General features: G+C 69.8%; 19 protein-coding genes. 13 read left to right on the top strand and 6 right to left on the bottom strand.

Annotation, left to right across the window (positions count from 1 at the left end; translation table 11 throughout):
* The first annotated feature begins 14 nt into the window (after positions 1-14).
* The 5 genes from ON41_RS34840 to ON41_RS40890 all read left to right on the top strand — a co-directional run bounded on the left by ON41_RS34840 (position 15) and on the right by ON41_RS40890 (position 4,066).
* On the top strand, positions 15-974 hold the full coding sequence (locus ON41_RS34840) for an alpha/beta hydrolase (RefSeq protein WP_040752782.1): 960 nt from the start codon (positions 15-17) through the stop codon (positions 972-974).
* A gap of 5 nt (positions 975-979) precedes the next feature.
* Entirely contained in the window at positions 980-1,522 is a 543-nt protein-coding gene (locus ON41_RS34835) for a DoxX family protein (RefSeq protein WP_040752781.1), read from the top strand.
* Positions 1,523-1,595: 73 nt separating this feature from the next.
* Entirely contained in the window at positions 1,596-2,414 is an 819-nt protein-coding gene (locus ON41_RS34830) for an NAD(P)-dependent oxidoreductase (RefSeq protein WP_040752779.1), read from the top strand.
* Positions 2,415-2,514: 100 nt separating this feature from the next.
* The gene (locus tag ON41_RS34825) at positions 2,515-3,315 is read left to right on the top strand and encodes an NAD(P)-dependent oxidoreductase (RefSeq protein ID WP_040752778.1); all 801 of its coding nucleotides are present in this window, start codon (positions 2,515-2,517) and stop codon (positions 3,313-3,315) included.
* Positions 3,316-3,901: 586 nt separating this feature from the next.
* Entirely contained in the window at positions 3,902-4,066 is a 165-nt protein-coding gene (locus ON41_RS40890; RefSeq protein ID WP_083905847.1) for a DUF397 domain-containing protein, read from the top strand.
* Between the two features lie 101 nt (positions 4,067-4,167).
* On the opposite strand, the gene ON41_RS34820 is transcribed toward ON41_RS40890, so the two are convergent.
* The 3 genes from ON41_RS34820 to ON41_RS34810 form a co-directional block, all read right to left on the bottom strand.
* Positions 4,168-5,676 (bottom strand): HNH endonuclease signature motif containing protein, encoded by a 1,509-nt coding sequence (locus ON41_RS34820; RefSeq protein ID WP_040752777.1) that lies wholly within the window; start codon positions 5,674-5,676, stop codon positions 4,168-4,170.
* A gap of 119 nt (positions 5,677-5,795) precedes the next feature.
* Positions 5,796-5,984 (bottom strand): ferredoxin, encoded by a 189-nt coding sequence (locus tag ON41_RS34815; protein WP_040752776.1) that lies wholly within the window; start codon positions 5,982-5,984, stop codon positions 5,796-5,798.
* Complete coding sequence (locus tag ON41_RS34810; RefSeq protein WP_040752775.1) at positions 5,981-7,273, bottom strand: cytochrome P450; 1,293 nt, start codon at positions 7,271-7,273, stop codon at positions 5,981-5,983. The genes ON41_RS34815 and ON41_RS34810 overlap by 4 nt, the downstream gene beginning before the upstream one ends.
* Before the next feature lie 145 nt (positions 7,274-7,418).
* On the opposite strand from ON41_RS34810, the gene ON41_RS34805 reads away from it, so the two are divergent.
* The 4 genes from ON41_RS34805 to ON41_RS34790 are packed head-to-tail and all read left to right on the top strand — an operon-like array spanning position 7,419 to position 11,691.
* Positions 7,419-8,582, top strand: coding sequence for an acyl-CoA dehydrogenase family protein (locus ON41_RS34805; RefSeq protein ID WP_040752773.1), 1,164 nt, complete (start codon positions 7,419-7,421; stop codon positions 8,580-8,582).
* 53 nt (positions 8,583-8,635) lie between these two features.
* Complete coding sequence (locus ON41_RS34800) at positions 8,636-9,886, top strand: acyl-CoA dehydrogenase family protein (RefSeq protein ID WP_040752771.1); 1,251 nt, start codon at positions 8,636-8,638, stop codon at positions 9,884-9,886.
* A gap of 24 nt (positions 9,887-9,910) precedes the next feature.
* Positions 9,911-10,825: an LLM class F420-dependent oxidoreductase gene (locus ON41_RS34795; RefSeq protein ID WP_040752770.1), complete on the top strand. Its 915-nt coding sequence runs from the start codon at positions 9,911-9,913 to the stop codon at positions 10,823-10,825.
* Positions 10,822-11,691 (top strand): SDR family NAD(P)-dependent oxidoreductase, encoded by an 870-nt coding sequence (locus ON41_RS34790; RefSeq protein WP_051163169.1) that lies wholly within the window; start codon positions 10,822-10,824, stop codon positions 11,689-11,691. The genes ON41_RS34795 and ON41_RS34790 overlap by 4 nt, the downstream gene beginning before the upstream one ends.
* A 144-nt stretch (positions 11,692-11,835) precedes the next feature.
* On the opposite strand, the gene ON41_RS34785 is transcribed toward ON41_RS34790, so the two are convergent.
* Genes ON41_RS34785 through ON41_RS34775 form a run of 3 tightly spaced genes read right to left on the bottom strand, consistent with a single transcriptional unit; the run spans position 11,836 to position 15,040 of the window.
* Positions 11,836-12,603: an enoyl-CoA hydratase/isomerase family protein gene (locus tag ON41_RS34785; RefSeq protein ID WP_040752768.1), complete on the bottom strand. Its 768-nt coding sequence runs from the start codon at positions 12,601-12,603 to the stop codon at positions 11,836-11,838.
* The gene (locus ON41_RS34780; RefSeq protein WP_040752767.1) at positions 12,603-13,874 is read right to left on the bottom strand and encodes an acetyl-CoA hydrolase/transferase family protein; all 1,272 of its coding nucleotides are present in this window, start codon (positions 13,872-13,874) and stop codon (positions 12,603-12,605) included. The genes ON41_RS34785 and ON41_RS34780 overlap by 1 nt, the downstream gene beginning before the upstream one ends.
* Positions 13,874-15,040 (bottom strand): CaiB/BaiF CoA transferase family protein, encoded by a 1,167-nt coding sequence (locus ON41_RS34775; RefSeq protein WP_040752838.1) that lies wholly within the window; start codon positions 15,038-15,040, stop codon positions 13,874-13,876. Before ON41_RS34775 ends, ON41_RS34780 begins: the two co-directional genes overlap by 1 nt.
* Before the next feature lie 112 nt (positions 15,041-15,152).
* Here ON41_RS34775 and ON41_RS34770 point away from each other — a divergent pair, with 112 nt between their 5' ends.
* The 4 genes from ON41_RS34770 (at position 15,153) to ON41_RS34755 (ending at position 19,755) form a co-directional block, all read left to right on the top strand.
* On the top strand, positions 15,153-16,664 hold the full coding sequence (locus ON41_RS34770) for a class I adenylate-forming enzyme family protein (RefSeq protein WP_051163167.1): 1,512 nt from the start codon (positions 15,153-15,155) through the stop codon (positions 16,662-16,664).
* Between the two features lie 22 nt (positions 16,665-16,686).
* Positions 16,687-17,457, top strand: coding sequence for an SDR family NAD(P)-dependent oxidoreductase (locus tag ON41_RS34765; protein WP_040752765.1), 771 nt, complete (start codon positions 16,687-16,689; stop codon positions 17,455-17,457).
* Between the two features lie 110 nt (positions 17,458-17,567).
* Positions 17,568-18,551, top strand: coding sequence for an acrylyl-CoA reductase (NADPH) (acuI, locus tag ON41_RS34760; RefSeq protein ID WP_040752763.1), 984 nt, complete (start codon positions 17,568-17,570; stop codon positions 18,549-18,551).
* Between the two features lie 10 nt (positions 18,552-18,561).
* The gene (locus ON41_RS34755) at positions 18,562-19,755 is read left to right on the top strand and encodes an FAS1-like dehydratase domain-containing protein (RefSeq protein ID WP_040752761.1); all 1,194 of its coding nucleotides are present in this window, start codon (positions 18,562-18,564) and stop codon (positions 19,753-19,755) included.
* Positions 19,756-19,769 lie beyond the last annotated feature (14 nt).

Genomic DNA, 19,769 nt, shown 5'->3' with positions numbered 1-19,769 from the left:
GCGATGGGGATGCAATGACACTCACGCAATCCGACCTCTCCCCGGTGAACGACGACGCCCGGCCGGTACCTGTGGTAGCCGATGTCGACGGCATCCCGGTGTCGGGCCTGCTGGCGGAGGTGCCGTCCCCGCGCGCGGTCGTGGTCGCGCTCCACGGTGGCGCGACCACCGCGGCCTATTTCGACTGCCCGGGACATCCCGAGCTGTCGCTGCTGCGCACCGCCCAGCGCCTCGGATACACCGCGCTCGCGCTCGACCGGCCGGGATACGGCAGTTCCGGACCGTTCGCCGATCAGCTCTCACCGCCGCAGCGGCGCGTCGATCTGATGTACGGGGCGATCGAGGCCCACCTCGCGGACCGCCCGCGTGGCGCGGGTACCTTCCTGCTCGCCCATTCGGCCGGTTGCGAACTGGCACTGCGTATGGCGGGTGACGACCGCGGGGCCGGGCTGCTCGGTGTGGAGGTGGCCGGGACGGGCCGCCGCCCGCACGTCGCGGCGGAGAAGCTGCTGCGCCCGTCGCCGGAGGGCACCCGGCCCAGCGGTGTCCGCGCCCTGCTGTGGCAGCCCCACCGGCTGTACCCGCCGGAACTTCTGGGCGGCGCGACGATCGCCGTACCGGGCCCGCGCATCGAGGCCGCGGCCCTGACCGACTGGGCGGGCAGGGATCTGCCGCTGATCGCCGCGCGGGTGCGCATTCCGGTGCGCTGGACCGTGGGCGAACACGAAACCGTGTGGCGCAACGAGCCGGAGGAACTCGCCGATATCGCGACACTGTTCGGCGCGGCCCCCCGCGTGGTACTCAATCTGCAACCGAACACCGGACACAATTCGAGCCTCGGTTACACGGCCGCCGCGTACCACCTGAAGGTGCTCTCCTTCGTGGAGGAGTGCGTCGTGGCCGCAGTGACCGGTGAGTTCACCGGTCCGGCAACACAATTCGACGGCGGCGCACCGGCGCCGCGAGAGAGGTGAGGGCTATGGACGCGGCCGATACCGCCTTGGCGCTGCTGCGCCTGGTCGTGGGCGGCACCATGATCGCGCACGGCGTCAACCACTGGATCGGTGGGGGCAAGATCGCCGGCACGGGGCGCTGGTTCGCCTCGCTCGGGCTGCGCAACGGCATGCTCCAGGCGTGGCTGAGCGTACTCACGGAAATCGGTGCGGGCGTGCTGCTGGCGCTCGGGCTCCTCACGCCGTTCGCCGCCGCCGCGATCGTGTCGGTCATGCTCGTCGCGGCCCTGCTGGCCCACCGCACCAACGGCTTCTTCGTCTTCAAGGACGGCTACGAATACGTGCTGGTCCTGGCGACCGCCGCGGTGGCCCTAGGCCTACTCGGCCCCGGCCGGCTATCCCTGGACCACGCCGCGGGCATCGAGATCACCGGCTGGGCCGGCGGCGGCATCGCGCTGATCCTGGGTGTGGTTGCCACGGCCGGATTGCTGGCGGTGTTCTACCGGCCCGCCCCGGCCGAGCCGAAGAAGGCCGAAACCGACACCGCCGCAACCGAGGAGGCCCGCTGATGCGCATCGCAGCCACCGCTGCGGCGGCCGCACAACCCATACCCGAACCGTCAACGAACAGGGAGGCCCGCTGATGCGAGTCGGATTCATCGGCCTCGGGAGTCAGGGCGGGCCCATGGCGCGGCGGATCGCCGAGAGCGAGTACCCGACGACGCTGTGGGCGCGCCGGGCGGCGTCCTTGGAGCCATACGCCGATACCCCTGCCGCGACCGCGGACTCCCCCGCGGCGCTGGCCGAGCGCAGCGATCTCGTCTGCCTGTGCGTGGTCGGCGATGCCGATGTGCGCGAGGTGGTCACCGGCGACAACGGCGTGCTGGCCGGGTCGAAACCGGGGTCGATCATCGCCATCCACTCCACCGTGCACCCGGATACCTGCCGGGAACTGGCGGCACTTGCCGCGGAACACCAGGTTTCGATCATCGATGCCCCGGTGAGCGGTGGCGGGCGGGCCGCGGAGGCGGGCAATCTGCTGGTCATGGTGGGCGGCACGACCGATGCCGTCGAACGCGCGCGCCCTGTGTTCGCGACCTACGCCGACCCGATCGTGCACCTCGGCGACCTCGGTGCCGGACAGTCGACCAAACTGCTCAACAACCTGCTGTTCACCGCGAACCTCGCCACGGCCATGAGCACCATGGACCTCGGCAAGGCGCTCGGCATCAGCCCCGACAAGCTGGGCGAGGTGATCTCGCACGGCACCGCGAACAGCTTCGCCCTCGGCCGCATCACCTCCGCGGGCGGCACCCTGGACCGCCTGGCCCAGCACGCCGGCGACCTCCTCCGCAAGGACGTGAGCCTGGTGGCGCGGCTGGCCGAAACCGCAGGCGTCGACCCGGGCGTAGTACTCAACGCGGCCGACGCCACGCTGGGCATGATGGACCACCCCCGCTGACGGCCCAGCAACCGTAAACCGCTCCGCCCGAACATGTTCCGGCCGCCGGACAGCAGAGGTTCCGGCACCGGCGGAACCAGGCGCACAGAAGGAGACATCCGTGGTGATCGGATTCGTGGGGGCAGGGCGCATGGGTCTGCCGATGATCCGGCGCTTGGTCGACGAGGGCCATACCGTCCGCGCTCTCGCCAGATCCGCCGAAACCCGTTCCATCCTGGCAGAATTCGGCGCGGACCCCGCCTCGACGGTCGCCGACGCCGTCCGTGGCGCCCGTGCCGCGGTGGTCTGCGTCTTCACCGACGACCAGGTCCGCGAGGTGTGCCTCGACGGCCCACTGCTGCACTCCCTTCCGCGCGGCGCGACACTGATCATCCACACCACGGGCAGCCCCGACACGGCCGCGGAGATCGCCGTCGCCGCAGCGCCCTACGACATCGAGGTAGTCGACGCCCCGGTCAGCGGCGGCCCGCACACTATCGCGGCGGGCGAACTCACCGTCTTCGCCGGCGGCACCGACACCGCCGTCCTCGACGCGCGAAAAGTCCTGGCCGCCTACGCCGACCCCATCCTCCACGTAGGCCCCCTCGGCACCGGCCAACGCGTCAAACTCGTCAACAACGCCTTGTTCGCCGCCCAGATCGGCCTCGTCGCCGACGCCGTCCGCCTCGGCGCCCAACTCGGCGTCCCCGAGAAAACCCTCCTGTCGGCCCTCCCCCACGCCAGCAGCTCCGGCCGCGCCCTCACCAGCATCGCCCACAAGAACTCGGTCGAAGCCTTCCGCTCCTCGGTAGGCCAATTCCTCAGCAAAGACGTAGCCGTAGCCCGAGCCGTCTCCGCCCAACTCGGAGCCGACCTCGGCATCCTCGATGCGGCGATCGCAGCGGCTTTCCCTCCGCCCTAACAGCATCAGGTCGACATTTCCGGGCGCTCACCCCGCTGCCAATACGGAACGACGTGAGGTGCGAGGTCCTTCGCGACGAACAGGATCGCCTGCTCTGCTTGCGGGCGCGTATACGGGCCCCACTCCCCGCTGGGACACAGGCCGTCGTGCCCATCGCAAGGATCGCCAATTGTGACACTTGCCCAGGCCGCGTGGAGATCTGAGCGATTCCTATCTTGCCGAATCTGGGTACCGGCCCTTTCCTCGCCCCGTCGAGCGCGTCTCGCAAAGTCCGCGTCGTCGAGCGTGCGGACAGTGCCGCGCCCGTCGCGCATCTCGTCGGCTCGGTAATGGACGCAAGCCCGATGACAAGACCGAAGGCGACCGTCGACACCGCAACGATGGCCAAGACTGTTGCCCAAGCGCTCATTTCGTCCACCGCCACTCGAACGACCGCATGACGGCCCGAATCGCTTGTTGTAGAGGTGGCGAAGTTGTTGTATTCGAGCACAGCACGGCCACCAGATCGCTACCAGCGTTGGTTCGCTTTAGCGCGCGGAGTCATCACTGAAGAACGGGCAGGTTCAGATAGTGACGGACGAAAACCATCGGATACCGCCAGTGCGTCGAAATTGCGTGGCTACCCAACGGCGATGTTGCCGTCCGTGACAGCAAGAACCCCGGCTCCGGCTACCTGACCTTCACACCCGGCGAGTGGGACGCGTTCACCGGCGGCGTAGAAGGTGGAAAGTTCGAGCAGCTCAACGCGTAAGCACGAGTGGCGACGTCGTAGACACACGGAACGGACACGAGGCGAAACACTCACTCGATCGCGACCGAGACCGGCTGGCCACCACCGCGGTAGTCCGCCGGTCACGCCGCAGTGGTGCGCGTGGCGAGGAGTCGCTGGTGTTCGGCACTGCGGTCGCAGAGCCAGCGGCGGTGTTGTTCGCGCTCGCGCTCGGCTCGGTCGTGGATGCGGGACAGTGTCTCGGCGAGTAGTTCGCCCGCGCGGTGCCGATGATTCACGCGTGGGGTGCCGGTCGGGTCGATGTGCGGGGGCGCGATCCAGGCCGTCCGGCCGGCCCGCGGTGAACCTTGTTCCTCGACAATGGTTTTCCATCCGCCCGGGCCGTCGTGGATCAATGCGTGGCAAGCGTCGCAGGCGAGGACCAGGTTGTCGATATCGGTGCGGCCACCCGCGCGGTATTCGCGGACGTGGTGGACCGCGCACAGGCTCGCGGGTGCGTTGCAGCCGGGACGCGAACAACCGCGCAGGGCCGCGATCAACGCCAGGCGCTGTGCCGGTGACGCCAGCCGCACACGACCGAGGTGCAGAGGCAGCCCCCGAGAATCGAAGACCGCCAGATACGGCCGCGACCGTGCCGCCAGTTCGAGGGCATCGCGAAGCGGGACGGTGCCTCCGGTGGCGGTGGTCGCCACTCCCGCGTCGCGCTCGATATCGTCGATCTTCAGGGTCAGGATCGTGGTGACCGGCACACCGCGGTGGCGGCCCAGCTTCTCGGCCACGATTCCGGACGACAGGATCAGCTTCACCGCGTCGTGGTTGCGCTGAGCCACGGAGCGATTGTCGCGGCGAGCAGCCGCGGCCAGAACGGCCGGATCGGCGGAATCCACCTCGGCCGCTGGGCTTTCCGAGTCATCCGGGTTGGCCACGCCGGGGCGGGCGTATTTGGCCAGCAGCGGATCCAGCAGGGCCCGCAATACCGGGTCGATCTCACCCCGGATCGGGGACATGCCGTCGGGGCGCTGGCGTCCGACCGTGAGGCCGCGCATGCGGGCGCGATCGTGCTCATCCGTCAGTCGGCCGTCCGGGTCGAGATGGGCCAGGATCTTGTCGCCGATCTTGCCCAGGTCGTCCGGGGAGCCGGTGCGCGCGAATCCGGCCAGGATCTCCTCGGCGGCTTCGCGATCGGCGGATGTCGCGCCGCGCGGGACCCGGTTCATTACAGCGGCGATCCCGCGGGTGTGGTCGGCAGAGATCTCACCCTCGGCCAGCGCCCTCGCCGTCTCCGGCAGTTTCGGGTCGACCTGGTCACCGCTCATGTCGTGGAAAGTGCCCACCCACGCCGCCTGATGCACCCGAGCCCCCGCGTCGGCGCTGGACACTCGGAGAGTCTCCATGAGGAACCGTTTGATGCCCTTGCTACCGAACCGGGCTGGCAGCGACCGTTCCTCCGCCTCGACCAGCAACCGATGTTGCAGTGAAACCAGCCGCCGCGCAGCGCGTTCCGCCTCCTGCATGACCTCGATGACCTCGGCGTCGGTCAGCGGTGTCAGCGGCAGCGCGAACAGATCGGAGACGGCGGTGTGCAGCAGGCCGACGGCCTGCTCACCAGATCCCTCCCCCATCGAATGCATGTTCGAATTCTACCGAAAATCTATCCCCGCCAACAGACCCGCACCGATGTGAATCAGAGCATTCCACACTGATCAAGCGACCGAAACCCCGTGCTGGTCAACCCTTTTCGCCGAGACTCTCACTCGACCACGATGGCCCGCTCCGGGCAGCCCTGCTCGGCCTCCCGAACGGCTTTCTCGTACTCCACCGGCACGTCGGTCATGGTGACCTCGGCATAGCCGTCGTCGGTGAGGTCGAAGACCTCCGGGCAGGCGCCCAGGCAGATGCCGTGGCCGCGGCAGCGGTCCTCGTCGACCGTGACCTTCATCGGGTGGCCTCCTTGACGTCGAATTCCAGGTGCAGCGAGGTGAGGCCGCGCAGGATGAACGTGGGCAGGTAGTGGTAGTTGCGGGCGTCGGCGGGGCCGTGCACGCTCTCGTCGATCCGGAAGTCGGAGGTGCGCTCGAGCAGGCGCTCGATGGCCACCCGGGCCTCCGCGCGGGCCAGCGGCGCACCGGGGCAGGTGTGCGGGCCGCGACCGAAGGCCAAGTGCGAGCGGGCATTCGAGCGTGCCGCCTCGAAGGTGGTCGGATCCTCGAAGCGCCGCGGATCGCGGTTCGCCGCGCCGTTGACCACCATGAGGACCGTGCCCACCGGCACCTCGGTCCCGCCGACCGTGGTCGGGCACTTGGCCAGCCGGAAGTCGCCCTTCACCGGGCTCTCCATCCGCAGCGACTCCTCGATGAAATTCTGGATCCGGCTGCGATCCTCGCGCAGGTACTGCTGGATGTCCGGGCGCTCGGCCAGCAGCTTCAGCGCCGAGCTGAGCAGGCGGACGGTGGTCTCCTGGCCGGCGGAGAACAGATTCGCCGCCACCCGCACCACATCCAGCACCTCGGGCTGCCGGCCGTCCGGGAAGGTCGCGGTGGCCATGCTGGTCAGCACGTCCCCGGTCGGATTCGCCCGCCGGTCCTCGACATATGCCGAGAACCGCTGATACAGGAACTCGATCGGGTTGTGCGACATGCCTTCCCCGTCGGTACTGCCGACGCTGGAGCCCTCCCGGTGCGGATCGCGCTGCAGCGCCTGCAGGAACTCGTGCTGATCGGCCTCCGGCACGCCCAGCAGATCGGCGATCACGTGCAGCGTGAACGGCCCGGCGAACTCCCGGATGCAGTCGCCGCCGGTAACCAGGTACTGATCCAGCATCCGGTCGGCGATGGCCCACATCGCCGACTCGTTCTCCTTGAGACGCTTCGGCGTGATCAGCCGCATGAGCAGGGCGCGGTGATCGGTGTGCACCGGCGGGTCCAGTGTGGGGAGCTGATCGCTCATCGGCAGCGTGTCGCGGTGCTCGGCGATGAGGGCGTCGACATCGGACGACTCGTCGAGCGGCACCGGAAAACCCGGGAACGGGCCGGTCACCGAGACGCACGAGGAGAACCGCTCGACGTCGTTGTAGACCTCGAGCGCCTCGTCGTATCCGGTCACCATCATCACGTCGTGGTGTTTCTCCCGCGTCACCGGGCATTTCGCCCGCAGCGAGTCGAAATAGGGATACGGATCGTCGACCAGTTCCCGCCCGAGGAAGAAATCCAGATCTTCGAAGTTGCTCACGGCTCGACGGTTCCCTTCGACACCCGCGACCAGCACGCCCTCCGGACCGTTCGCCAGTCGACTTTCGTGATTGAGAATCTGCCTCTCATCTGTGAGTATGAGATTTCCACATCTGTAGCCCCGCGTCAACCAGAGGACCGGCACCATGCCCCATGATCCCGCCGCGGACCAGCGGTTCTTCCAGGCGACCACCCGCGATTTCCTCGCGAGCACCATGCCCGTCACGACCGTGCGCGAACTCGGCGAGTCGGGTACGGGTTTCGAGCGCGACTGGTGGCGCCGCGCCGCCGAACTCGGCTGGACGGCCATGCTGGTGCCCGAAAGCCTGGGCGGCGGAACGATTTCCGGCCGGCCCATGACCGAACTCGCCCTGGTCGCGACCGAACTGGGCCGCGCGTGCGCCCCCGGGCCGTTCGTCACCACCAACGCCGTGCTGGCCGGTCTGGCGCCCCACGCCGAGGGGCTGAGTGACGTGGTAGCGGCTGTCGCGTCCGGCGAAAAGATCGTGACATGGGCGGTATACGAGCCCGGCCGAGGTTTGGACGTCCTGGGCCTCGGCGCGCCTGCCCCGTATTCCGCGGCACCTGGACCTCTTGCCACCCGCGCAGAACCGGATGGCAAGGGCTACCGTCTGACCGGGGTCAAAGACCGCGTCGAGGCGGGTGATCAGGCAGATCTGTTCCTGGTGACCGCCGCGGGCCCCGAGGGACCGATCCAGGTGCTCGTCCCCGCCGATTCACCGGGCGTGACCGTGGAGCCCGCGTGGACGCTGGATCTGGTGCGGCGGACCGCGCGGGTGTCGTTCGAGGATGTCGTGGTCCCCGCCGACGGCGTCGCGCACACCGGCCCGGATGCCCACGGCGCGATCCAGGCGCAGGCGCTCACCGCTGCGCTCCTCACCGCTGCCGAGACAGCCGGGGCGACCGGCACCGCCCTCGATGCCACGCTGGGCTGGCTGTCGGACCGCTACACCTTCGGCCGGCCGCTGGCCTCCTATCAGGCGCTCAAGCACCGCATGGCGGACAACAAGACCTGGCTGGAGGCCTGCCGGGCGACCGCGACCGCCGCCGCGGCGGCCTGGGACGACGATCCGGCCACCGCCGCCGAGGCCGTCAGCATCGCGAAATCCTATGTGGGAGCGAAGGCTCCCGTGATCGCCCAGGACTGCGTGCAACTGCACGGCGGCATCGGTGTCACGTGGGAGCACGACCTGCACCTGTACCTGCGGCGAATCACCCTGGGCCGCGCGCTGTACGGCACCCCGGAGGAACACCGCCGCCACATCACCGACCTGCTCGCCGCCGCCTGAACCGACGCGAGAACCCCAGAGCCGCACCGACACTCAAGGAAGGCGTCGCCGCCATGACCACCGATACGGAGCCCGCCACCGCCCTCGAGCCCGTCGCGGAATTCCGCGCACGCGCGCGCGAGTGGCTGCGGGAGAATCTGCCGCCCGCTTCCCCGCCGGACGGCGACGCCTACAGCGAGGAGTCGTGGGACCGCGCCCGGCAGTTGCAGCGCATCCTCTACGACGGTGGATTCGCCGGGATCTGCTTCCCCGTGGAATACGGCGGCCGCGGCCTGACCCCGGCCCATCAGCAGGCTTTCACCGAGGAGTCCAATCCGTACGAGATGCCGCTGCTGCTGAACGTGCCCACGCTGGCCATCTGCGCGGCGAGCCTGCTCGATATCGGCACCGAGGATCAGAAGCGCGCTCATCTGCCCGCCGTGCTGCGCGGCGAGGAACTCCTGGTGCAGTTCCTGTCCGAACCGCGCGGCGGCTCGGATCTGGCCGGGCTCACCACCCGCGCAGACCGCGACGGCGAGCGCTGGATCCTCAACGGCTCCAAGATCTGGAGTTCCGGCGCGTACGCCGCCGACTACGGACTGTGCCTGGCCCGCACGAACTGGGAGGCGCCCAAGCATCGCGGCCTCACCCTGTTCCTGGTGCCGGTGCACGCCGAGGGCGTGACGGTGCAGCGGATCAAGCAGGTCACCGGCTCGACCGAGTTCTGCCAGGAGTTCTTCGACGACGTCGCGCTGCCGCCGGAGTCGGTGCTGGGCCGCGTCGACGAGGGCTGGGAGGCCGCGACACTGCTGCTGAACCACGAGCGGGCCGCACTCGGCGGCACCTCGCCTTACACGAGCGGCGCGCGCCCGCACCTGGGCGGCGAGGTGGACCAGCTGCTCCAATTGGCGCGCGCCACCGGGCATTTGGACGATCCCCGCACCCGGGAGGATATCGGCGAGGCGCGGGCCATGAACGTCGTGCGCGATCAGCTCATCGATCACGTCACGGCGGCCATTCTCAGCGGTGAGCTGCCGCCCTCGGCGGGCGCGATCACCCGGCTGTTCAGCGCCGAGAACGCCTGGCTGCAAACGGATGCGGCGGTGCGCATCGCCGGATCGGCGGCCGCCACGCACGCTTCGGGCGACCCGGCCGACACCGAGAAGGTCGGCCTCGACTATCTGTTCCGGGCGGCGTGGAGCCTGGCGGGCGGGAGCACCGAGATGGCGCGCAATGTCATCAGCGAGCGCGTGCTCGGCATGCCACGCGAATACGCCGCCGATCGCAATGTGCCGTTCAACCAGGTCGAGCACGGACGCCGGTGAGTTACCGAAAGGGCAGTAGGGACAATGCGTTTCATCTTCCACTACCCGGAGATCTCGGGCAGCGACGGCCACCTGCTGGACGCGGGACCCCTGCCGGAGGTCGCCGAGGCGGCCGAACGGCACGGGTTCGACGCGATCTCGCTGAGCGAGCATCCCGCGCCGGGTGCGCGCTGGCTGGGCGCGGGCGGGCATCAGACCCTCGATCCGTTCGTCGCTCTCGCCTTCGCGGCCGCGGCGACCGAGCGGCTGCGGGTGCTCACGTACCTGTCGGTCGCGCCGTACCGCAATCCGATGCTGCTGGCGAAGGCGGCGGCCACCTTGGACACGCTCTCCGGCGGCCGCGTGACGCTCGGGCTGGGCGCCGGGTATCAGAAGAGCGAATTCCATGCGCTGGGCGTGGATTTCGACGAGCGCAATGCCCTGTTCGACGAGGCGCTCGAGGTGCTGCCGCGGCATTGGAGCGGTGAACCGTTCAGTTACGCCGGTCGACACTTCAGCGCCCGCGACGTGGTGGCCCTGCCGCGTCCGGTGCAGCGGCCGATCCCGATCTGGATCGGCGGCAACTCCGCCCGCAGCCGCCGCCGCGTCACCGAGCACGCGCAGGGGTGGATCCCGATGACCGGCGGCGCGGAGCTGAGCACCACGGCCCGCACGCCGGCGCTGGGCACGGTCGCGGAGATGGCCCGCGCCATGAAGCGGATCCGCGCCGATGCCCTGGCCGCCGGCCGGCAAGGGCACATCGATCTGGTGTATTCCTATCAGGGCGAGGGCATCTCGCAGCCCGAGCGCGATGCCGACCGCCATCGCGCGGCGCTCACGGAGCTGTCGGAGGCGGGCGTCGACTGGGTCGTGGTGTCCCACCGGACCGGCGACTCTCGCTCGACCCTGGACTTCCTGGCGGCCTTCGGGGAGACCTATCTGCACCGGGCGGCGCGATGAGCTGGTTCGAGGAGCGGGCGGGGCTGGACGGGACGGTCGCCGTGGTCACCGGTGGCGCGGGCGGCCTCGGCCGGGCGATCGTGACCGATCTCGCCGTCAACGGTGTGCGAATCGCGGTGCTGGACAAGGATACCGAGGCGGCGGCCGAGCTGCGGCAGGCCCTGGACGAGGAGAGTCGCGACGCTCTCGTAGAGGTCGGCGACGCCCGTGATCCCGAGGTCTTGGCCGCGCTGTTCGATGCCGTGGACGCGCGCTGGGGACGGGTGGACACCCTCGTCAACGTGGTCGGCGGCACCTTCCGCGCCCCGTTCGCGGAGACGGCGGCGAAAGGCTGGGACGCCCTGATCCGCACCAATCTCGGCACCGTGCTGAATGCCTGCTCGCTGGCCGTTCCCCGCATGCGTGCAGGTGGCGGCGGCAGCATTGTGAACATGACGACGATCGAAGCCCACCGTGCCGCACCGGGTTTCGCTGTCTACGCGGCCGCCAAAGCCGCCGTGGAACAGTTCGCTCGAACTCTCGCCGTCGAGGTCGCCCCCGACGGCATCCGGGTCAACAACGTAGCACCCGACTATGTCCCGACCCCCGCCCTGGCCCGACTCCCCCACGCCGACAACGCCTTACACGACCCGGCGGGCGTCCGCGTCGCCATCCCCATGGGCCGAGTCGGCACACCCACGGACATCTCGCACTGCGTGGTCTTCCTGGCCTCAGCGCTCTCGACCTACCTCACCGGCACCACCCTCCACCCCGACGGCGGCACCCACGCCTCCTCCGGCTGGTTCAACTGGCCCGAGCAGGGCTGGGCCAACCACGCGCCGCTCGGCCTCCTGAACAACGAGGCCCGAAAACAGAGTGGTACATAGTATTCGGCAGCCATCATGCCGCCGTCGACAACTCTTTTCCCGGCACGCTTTTGGCCGGGAACCACCGCTGGCCACTGTGGATTCCGGCCAAAAGCGTGCCGGAAAAAGAAGGAGTGGCTGAGGGCGCGTGGTTGTTGGGCCCCGTCACCGCCCCCGCCACTGCGGCTTTCGTCTCTCCGCGAAAGCTCGAGGTCCCTCCTGAGCGTCTTCGCTCATGTAGCACTCGACAGCGGCGTGACGGGCGGCCTGGAGGGCGGCAGAACGGCCCATTTCGGTGGCGAGCATGACCGTGTCGCGGGCCGCGCGGACCGACAAGGGGGCGCCTGCGAGGATGGTCGTGGCCAGATCTATTGCCGTGTCGAGGAGTTCGGAGGGCTCGGCGACGCGGTTCACCAGCCCGATCTCGTAGGCCCGGCGGGCATCGATGGGCTTGCCGGTGAGCAGCAGCTCCATCATGATCCGCTGCGGAATCATATGGATCAGCGGCGCGGCCCACGGGGAGCTGCGGCCCACCTTCACCTCGGTGACGGCGAAGGTGGCGGTGGTGCTCGCCACGCATAGGTCGCAGGCCTGGGCGATCATCCAGCCGCCGGCGAAAGCCGCGCCGTTCACCGCGGCGATGGTGGGTTTGGACAGTTCGAGGGTGTCGTAGGGCAGCGGGAACATATCGCGCGGCGGCACGCCCATGCCGCTGCCGACCATCTCCTCGAGGTCGCCGCCCGCGCAGAACGCCTTCGTGCCCGCGCCCGTGAGGATCGCGACACGTAGCGCGGGGTCGTGCTCGAACCGGTCCCACGCCTCGAACAGCCCGGCCCGCACGTCCGCCGACAGGCAGTTGCGGCGCTCGGGCCGGTTCAGGGTGAGCACGGCGATCCCGTCCGGGCGGGCCTCGAAGAGTACGGCGTCCGACATCAGAATCCTCTCCGCTGGATCTCGTGCGCCGCACGCTCCAGCTCTTCGCGGAAATCGGGGTGCGCCACCGCGATCAGCCGCCGCGTGCGCTCGGCCAGCGTGCGTCCCGCGAGTTCGGCCGCGCCGAATTCGGTGACGATCACATCGACGTCGGTGCGCGCGGTGGTGACCGGCCCGGTGAGCGCCGCGGTGATCCGGCTGACGGTGCCGCCCTTGGCCGTCGCGGGCAACGCGATGACGGCGTGCCCGCCCGGCGACCGCATACCGGCCCGCACGAAGTCCACCTGTCCGCCGGTGCCGCCGATATAGGCCGCGCCGCTCTGCTCGGCATTGACCTGACCGGTGAGATCGACCTCCACCGCGGAGTTCACGGTCACCAGCCGTTCGAGCTGCGAGAGCACCCCCGCGTCGTGCGTATATCCGGTCGCGCACATGCGAATAGCGGGATTCCGGTCCGCGAACCGGTACAGGCGCTCGGTGCCGATCAGCGCACCCGTCACGGACACACCACGGTCGATCTTCTTGCGCGCGTTGGTGATCACCCCCGCCTCGACGAGATCCACCAGCCCGTCACCGATCATCCCGGAGTGCACCCCGAGGTCCGCTCGGTCGTGCAGCAATCGCAGGATGCCGTCCGGCACCGCTCCGATACCGGTCTGCAACACCGCGCCGTCCTCGATGTAGGCGGCGGCGTGCTCGGCGATGGCGGCGTCCACCGGACCGATCCGCGCGGGCGGCACCTCTGCCGGAGTCCTGGAAACCGTGACCGCGTAATCGATCTCGGACGCGGACAGTCGCTCGCCGGATGTCCACGGCACCCGATCGTTCACCTCCGCGACCACCACCCGCGCGGCCGCGACCGCCGCCCGCACGTAGTCGCTGATGAGCCCGAAACTGTGCTCGCCGTTCTCGTCGGCCGGACTCACCTGGACGAAAGCCACGTCGCAGCCGAGGATTCCGGCCTCGATGAGCGGCCCGACCCGGCTGACGTGACACGGCACGATCGCCAGCCGATGCTCCTTGGTCACCGCGCGCAGCGCACCGATGGCCCCCATACTCGACAGCGCGAAGGAGTCCGTGGCGGCCGGGGTGAACAACCCGGAGAAGCTCGTGGCGATGAAGGCCGACAGCCGGCCGATCTCCGCGCCCTGCGCGATCAGCGCCTCGACCAGCGTGGTCGGCTCGCCGCACGCCTGTCCCATCACGATGCGGTCGCCGGGCCGCAGGATCTCCCGCAGATCCAGGTCCACGGCGTCGATCACGGCCGTCATCACCGCACCCGCCCGTTCGTGCCGGCGGACGGCCGGAACCGGCGCACCACCTCCTCGGTATCCGCGCCGAGCCGGGGCGCGGGCCCCGCCACATGCCCGGGCGTGCGAGAGAACCAGGCCGGCGGCCCCGGGAACCGCACCGGCCCGTAGTCGCTGTCCACGGTCTCGAAGAAGCCGGAGTCCAGCAGGTGGGGATTGTCGAACAGCTCGTCCAGTGAACGCACCGGAGCGCACGGAATATCCAGTCCGCGCAGCAGTTCCAGCCACTCGTCGGTGGTGCGCTCGGCGAAGGTCTCGGCGAGCAGGGCGTAGACGGTGTCGATGCGGGCGGCGCGCTGCTCCAGCGTGGCGAATTCCGTTCCGGCCCAGTCGGGTTGCACCGCCGCGACGAACGCCGTCCACTGCTTGTCGTTGTAGACCAGCGCGGAGATATACCCGTCGGCCGTGCGATAGGGCCGCCGGTTGGGCGCCACCGCGCGCGGATAGGCCGCACTCCCCAGCGGCGGCCGGAACATCGCCCCGTTCGCGTGCTCGACGAGCATGAACGCCGCCATGGTCTCGAACATCGCGACCTCGACCTCCTGGCCCTCGCCGGTCCGCTCGCGATGGAACAGCGCCATCGTCGTCGCGTACAGCGCGGTGAGCCCGGCGACCTTGTCTGCCATGATCGTGCCGACATAGCCCGCGGCGCCGGTCAATTGCTCCTGGACGAACGGCAGCCCGCACTCGGCCTGGATGGTGTCGTCGTAGGCGGTGAGATCGGCGTCGCGCCCGCGCCGCCCGTACCCGTAGCAGTTGGTGTAGACGATCGCCGGATTCAGCGCCGCCACCTCCTCGTACCCGAAACCCAGCCGCGCGATCGCCGCGGCGCGCATCGAGTGGATGAACACGTCGCCGTGCGCGATGAGATCGCGCAGCGCCGCCTTGCCGTCCTCGGATCTCAGATCCAGGACCACACTGCGTTTCCCGCGGTTGACGTTGACGAAGACCCCCGCCATCCCGCGTTCGGGCCCCACCGAGATGTAGCGGGTGTTGTCCCCCGCCGGGGGTTCGATCTTGATGACCTCCGCGCCCATATCGGCCATGATCTGCGTGCAATACGGGCCCATGACCATCGCCGTCAGGTCGATGACACGGATTCCGGACAGCGGACCTGAATATTCCATCGCCACGTCCTCGTTCGCGACCGCACCCCGCGCCGGGCGGACGGCTCGGCGTTCTCGGCGCATTCCGGTCTATCTGATGAATCTTTGTAAGGATAGTGATATCAAGGACTGCGTGGACAGTGTCAATGGCGCGAGCCCGCTCCGGCCGATCGCCCGGGTCCTCGATGCCGCCGTCGCCGCACGGCCCGACGCCCCGGCGATCGAGGCCGCCTCGGGCGCTTGGACTTACGCCGAACTCGACGACCGGGCCGACCGCGCGGCGGCCGCGCTCTGGTCGCTGGGCGTGCGTCCCGGCGACCGGGTGGCGGCCTGCCTGCCCAACGATCTCGACATCGTCGCCGCCTTCCACGGCGCGCAGCGCGTCGGCGCGGTCTGGGCGGGTATCGGCGAGGCCCTGTCGCCGAGCGAGCAACAGCACCTGGTCGACCTGTGCGCGCCCGCCGCCGTCCTGGCCGGGCCCCGCTGCCGCGTGGACTCCCCCGCCACCGTCGACCCCGAGCGCTGGTCGGCGCTGCTGCGGACCGCTCCCGCCGCGCCGCGCCTGGACCACGATCTCGACGCCCCGGCCGGAATCGCCTTCACCAGCGGCACATCCGGAGCGCCCAAGGCCGTGGTGCACAGCCAGCGCAATCTGCTGCTGCCCGGCGCGGTCCTGGTCGCCACCCGCGGCTGGGGCCCGGAGTTGCGCAAGGGCGACAGCTTCCCGTTCACCGTGCTCAACATGCTGGTGCTGTCGACGCTGCTGACCGCGCAGGCCGGCGGCTGTGCGGTGGTCATGGACCGCCGCGACGTCGAGGGCGTCGCCGAGTGGATCGCCCGGCATCGGGTCACGGTCTGGAACGGCGCCCCGGCCCAGCTCTACGATCTCGCCCGCCGCCCGAATCTCGACCTCGGCTCGCTGCGGGAGGTGTGGAGCGGCGCGAGCGACACCCCCGATTCGGTGCGCACCGCCTTCGCCGAGGCCCACGGCCCGGTGCCGCGCGCCACCTACGGCCTGACCGAGGCGCCGACCGTCGTCTCGATCGATCCGCCCGGCACGGAATGGGTCTCCGGCGCCAGCGGCCGGGTGCTGCCGCAGTACGACGTCGCCGCCTACGACGACGCGGGCGTGCGCCTCGCGCCCGGCGAACCCGGCGAACTGCGGCTCGCCGCCGCGACCACGGGCCCATGGGCCGGGCTGTGGACGCCGGCGCTCGGCTACTGGGTGGACGGCCGCGTGGAAGCTGGTGCCCCGGGCCCGTTCCCGACCGGCGATATCGGCACGGTCGATGCCACGGGCACGCTGTCGGTGCTGGACCGCAAGAAGATGGTGATCATCCGCGGCGGGGCGAATATCTACCCGCTCGAGATCGAGCGCGTCCTCGGCGCGCACCCCGGTATCGCCAAGGTCGCGGTCTGCGGGATCCCCGACGAGCGCCTCGGCCAGAAGGTGGCGGCGCTGATCGAAAGCGTCGGCCCGGCAGTGGATTTCGAGGAACTCGAGGCGCTGTGCCGGAGGGAGCTGGCCGGGTACAAGGTGCCGGAGATCTGGTCACGGGTGGACGCGTTGCCCCTCAACGCCATGGGGAAGATCGAACGCACCCGCCTCGCGGACCTTGTCTCACCGACCGGAGGGCAGTCGTGAGCATGTCATCTCGGAGGCGTCCATGAGCAATCCACTGGACCGTCTCACCGACCTGTTCGGCCTCGAAGGCAGGGTCGCGATCGTGACCGGTGCGTCGTCGGGGCTGGGCGAGGCCGTCGCGGAAAACCTTGCCGCCCTCGGAGCACGAGTGGCGGTGGTGGCGCGGCGTGGCGATCGGCTGGCCGACCTCGCCGCGCGGATCGGCGGCCATCCCGTGACCTGCGATCTCACCGAAGATACAGCCGCTGTCGTCCCGGCGGTCACCACGGCGCTGGGACCACCCGAGATCCTGATCAACGCCGCCGGCAACCGATTCTCCGAGGCGCCGGCCGAATCCGAGACGCCCGAGGAGATCCAGCGGACCCTCGCGCTCAACCTGGTCGCGCCCTTCCGCCTGGCGCAGGCGGTGTTCCCGCACATGCGCGCCCGCGGGCGGGGCTCGATCGTCAACATCTCCTCGATCAGTGGCCGCGTCGGCGTGCCCGGCATCCCGCAGGCGTCCTACGCGGCCGCCAAATCCGGGCTCTCCGGGCTCACCGCCGAACTGGCCGTGCAGTGGGCCCGGCACTCGATCCGGGTGAATACGGTGGCGCCCGGATTCTTCCGCAGCGAGATCACCGACAGCCTCTACGACGACGAACGCGGCGCCGCGTACCTGCGCCGCAACACCCCGCTCCCCACCGAGGCGAAGGCCGAGGACATCGTCGGCGCCGTCGTCTGGCTCACCGGCGACGCCGCCCGGTACGTGACCGGTCAGACCATCGTCGTCGACGGAGGCTGGACCGCCCGCTGACCGGCGGCGATTGACACCCCGAACCAGGAATGGAAGCATTATTCGCACCAATGGAGAATCACATTCTCACAAATGTTATCTCCACTGGCGGAGAAAGGAACTCGCTGGCGATGTTTACGGCACTGCTCATCGACAAGGCCGATACGGGCCCGCAGGTCGCCCACACGACCGTGACTGATGCGGACCTACCGGAGGGGAATGTCCGCATCGACGTCGCGTACTCCACCCTCAATTACAAAGACGCCCTTGCCATCACGGGAAAGTCACCGATCGTGCGCTCCTACCCGATGGTGCCGGGCATCGACCTCGCCGGCGTGGTCGCCGAGAGCACGCACCCCGACTGGTCGGCCGGTGATTCGGTGGTCCTCAACGGCTGGGGCGTCGGCGAGAGCCACTGGGGCGGGCTGGCCCAGCGCGCCCGGCTGAACGGCGACTGGCTGGTACCCCTGCCCGACGCGTTCACCGCGCGCCAGGCGATGTCGATCGGCACCGCGGGCTACACCGCGGCGCTCTGCGTCGACGCGCTGCTGCGCCACGGCGTCGAGCCGGAGCAGGGCGAGATCCTGGTGACCGGCGCGACCGGCGGCGTGGGCAGTATTGCCATCGCGCTGCTGGCCAAGGCCGGGTTCACGGTGGCCGCCGCCACCGGCAAGTCGGCCGAGGCCGCGTATCTCCAGGAGCTGGGCGCGACCACCGTGGTCGACCGCGCCGACCTGGGCGAGCGCGGCAAGCCCCTGCAGAAGGAACGCTGGGCGGGCGCGATCGACACCGTCGGCAGCCACACCCTCGCCAACGTCTGCGCCCAGACCCGCTACGGCGGCGCGGTCGCCGCCTGCGGCCTGGCCCAGGGCATGGACTTCCCCGCCACGGTCGCGCCCTTCATCCTGCGCGGGGTGACGCTGCTGGGCATCGACAGCGTCCAGGCCCCCAAGCCCCGCCGCCTCGCGGCCTGGACCCGCCTGGCCCGCGATCTCGATCCGGCCGCACTGGATTCCATCGCCACGGAGATCTCCCTGGAGGAGTCGATCGCCGCGGCGGACCGGCTCGTCGGCGGGACCGTGCGCGGCCGCTTCGTCGTCGACGTGAATCGCTGAGGAGTACGCCGTGACCGAGAAGAAGACCGATTCCGCCGTCGAACTGGACCTGAGCGATGTCGACCACCGGGTCGGCAAACCGGTCGGCGGCGGTCAGCTGTGGGATCCGTGCAGCACCTCCGACATCCGCCGCTGGGTGATGGCGATGGACTACCCCAACCCGCTGCACTGGGATCAGGAGTTCGCCCGGGAATCGCGATACGGCGGGCTGGTCGCGCCCCAATCCATCGCCGTGGCACTGGATTACGGGCACGGCGCCCAGCCCGCCTGCGTCGGCCACATCCCCGAGAGTCACCTCATCTTCGGCGGCGAGGAGTGGTGGTTCTACGGCTGCCCCGTGCGCCCCGGCGATACCCTGCTGCAGGAGCGGCGCTTCCACGACTACAAGGTCGCGGACACGAATTTCGCCGGGCCGACGATGTTCTCGCGCGGTGACACCACGCACCGCAACCAGAACGGCGCCCTGGTCGCCCGCGAAAGGTCCACCGCCATCCGCTATCTCGCCGCCGAGGCGAAGAAGCGCGGCATGTACGACGACCAGCTCGGTCCCGTGAAGTCCTGGACCGCCGCGGAACTCGCCGCGGTCGACGAGCTGCGGCACGAGTGGCTGATGTCCAATCGCACCGGTGTCTCACCGCATTTCGACGAGGTGAAGGTCGGCGACCGCCTGCCGCGCCGGGTGATCGGCCCGCACACCATCGCCAGCTTCACCACCGAGTACCGCGCCTTCCTGTTCAACATCTGGGGCACCTTCCACTGGACCGCGCCCGCGGGCCTCGCGGATCCGTGGATCAACCAGGACCCCGGGTGGACGGAGGGTTTCGCCTTCGACGAGGAGGGCGCCCGGATCGACCCGCGCCTGCGCGACGGCCTCTACGTCGGCCCCTCCCGCGGCCACATCGACGCCGACAAGGCCGGCGAGGTCGGCATGGCCCGGTCCTACGGCTACGGCGCCACCATGGGCGCCTGGTGCACCGACTACCTCGCCTACTGGGCGGGCAACGACGGCATGGTGCGCCACACCAAGGCCGACTTCCGCCTGCCCGCCTTCGAGGGCGACGTCACCTACTTCGACGCCGAGATCGTCGGCAAGGACGCCGATTCGGTGTGGGGCGTGCCGCTGGTCCAGGTGCGGCTGCGGCTCACCAATCAGGACGGCGGCGTGCTGGTCAAGTGCACCGCCGAAGTCGAGCTGCCGTACTGAGCCGGGAGAACCAC

This window comes from Nocardia transvalensis NBRC 15921, from assembly GCF_000308875.1.
Classification (GTDB): domain Bacteria; phylum Actinomycetota; class Actinomycetes; order Mycobacteriales; family Mycobacteriaceae; genus Nocardia; species Nocardia transvalensis.
The sequence above is the reverse complement of the archived record's forward strand: the minus strand, read 5'-3'. Positions and strand labels throughout refer to the sequence as shown.

Excerpts from the sequence above, each read along its gene's own strand:
- ON41_RS34840 (WP_040752782.1), top strand. The coding sequence starts at position 15 with ATGACACTCACGCAATCCGACCTCTCCCCGGTGAACGACGACGCCCGG.
- ON41_RS34835 (WP_040752781.1), top strand. The coding sequence starts at position 980 with ATGGACGCGGCCGATACCGCCTTGGCGCTGCTGCGCCTGGTCGTGGGC.
- ON41_RS34830 (WP_040752779.1), top strand. The coding sequence starts at position 1,596 with ATGCGAGTCGGATTCATCGGCCTCGGGAGTCAGGGCGGGCCCATGGCG.
- ON41_RS34820 (WP_040752777.1), bottom strand. The coding sequence starts at position 5,676 with ATGCATTCGATGGGGGAGGGATCTGGTGAGCAGGCCGTCGGCCTGCTG.
- ON41_RS34815 (WP_040752776.1), bottom strand. The coding sequence starts at position 5,984 with ATGAAGGTCACGGTCGACGAGGACCGCTGCCGCGGCCACGGCATCTGC.
- ON41_RS34805 (WP_040752773.1), top strand. The coding sequence starts at position 7,419 with ATGCCCCATGATCCCGCCGCGGACCAGCGGTTCTTCCAGGCGACCACC.
- ON41_RS34800 (WP_040752771.1), top strand. The coding sequence starts at position 8,636 with ATGACCACCGATACGGAGCCCGCCACCGCCCTCGAGCCCGTCGCGGAA.
- ON41_RS34795 (WP_040752770.1), top strand. The coding sequence starts at position 9,911 with ATGCGTTTCATCTTCCACTACCCGGAGATCTCGGGCAGCGACGGCCAC.
- ON41_RS34790 (WP_051163169.1), top strand. The coding sequence starts at position 10,822 with ATGAGCTGGTTCGAGGAGCGGGCGGGGCTGGACGGGACGGTCGCCGTG.
- ON41_RS34785 (WP_040752768.1), bottom strand. The coding sequence starts at position 12,603 with ATGTCGGACGCCGTACTCTTCGAGGCCCGCCCGGACGGGATCGCCGTG.
- ON41_RS34780 (WP_040752767.1), bottom strand. The coding sequence starts at position 13,874 with ATGACGGCCGTGATCGACGCCGTGGACCTGGATCTGCGGGAGATCCTG.
- ON41_RS34775 (WP_040752838.1), bottom strand. The coding sequence starts at position 15,040 with ATGGAATATTCAGGTCCGCTGTCCGGAATCCGTGTCATCGACCTGACG.
- ON41_RS34765 (WP_040752765.1), top strand. The coding sequence starts at position 16,687 with ATGAGCAATCCACTGGACCGTCTCACCGACCTGTTCGGCCTCGAAGGC.
- acuI (WP_040752763.1), top strand. The coding sequence starts at position 17,568 with ATGTTTACGGCACTGCTCATCGACAAGGCCGATACGGGCCCGCAGGTC.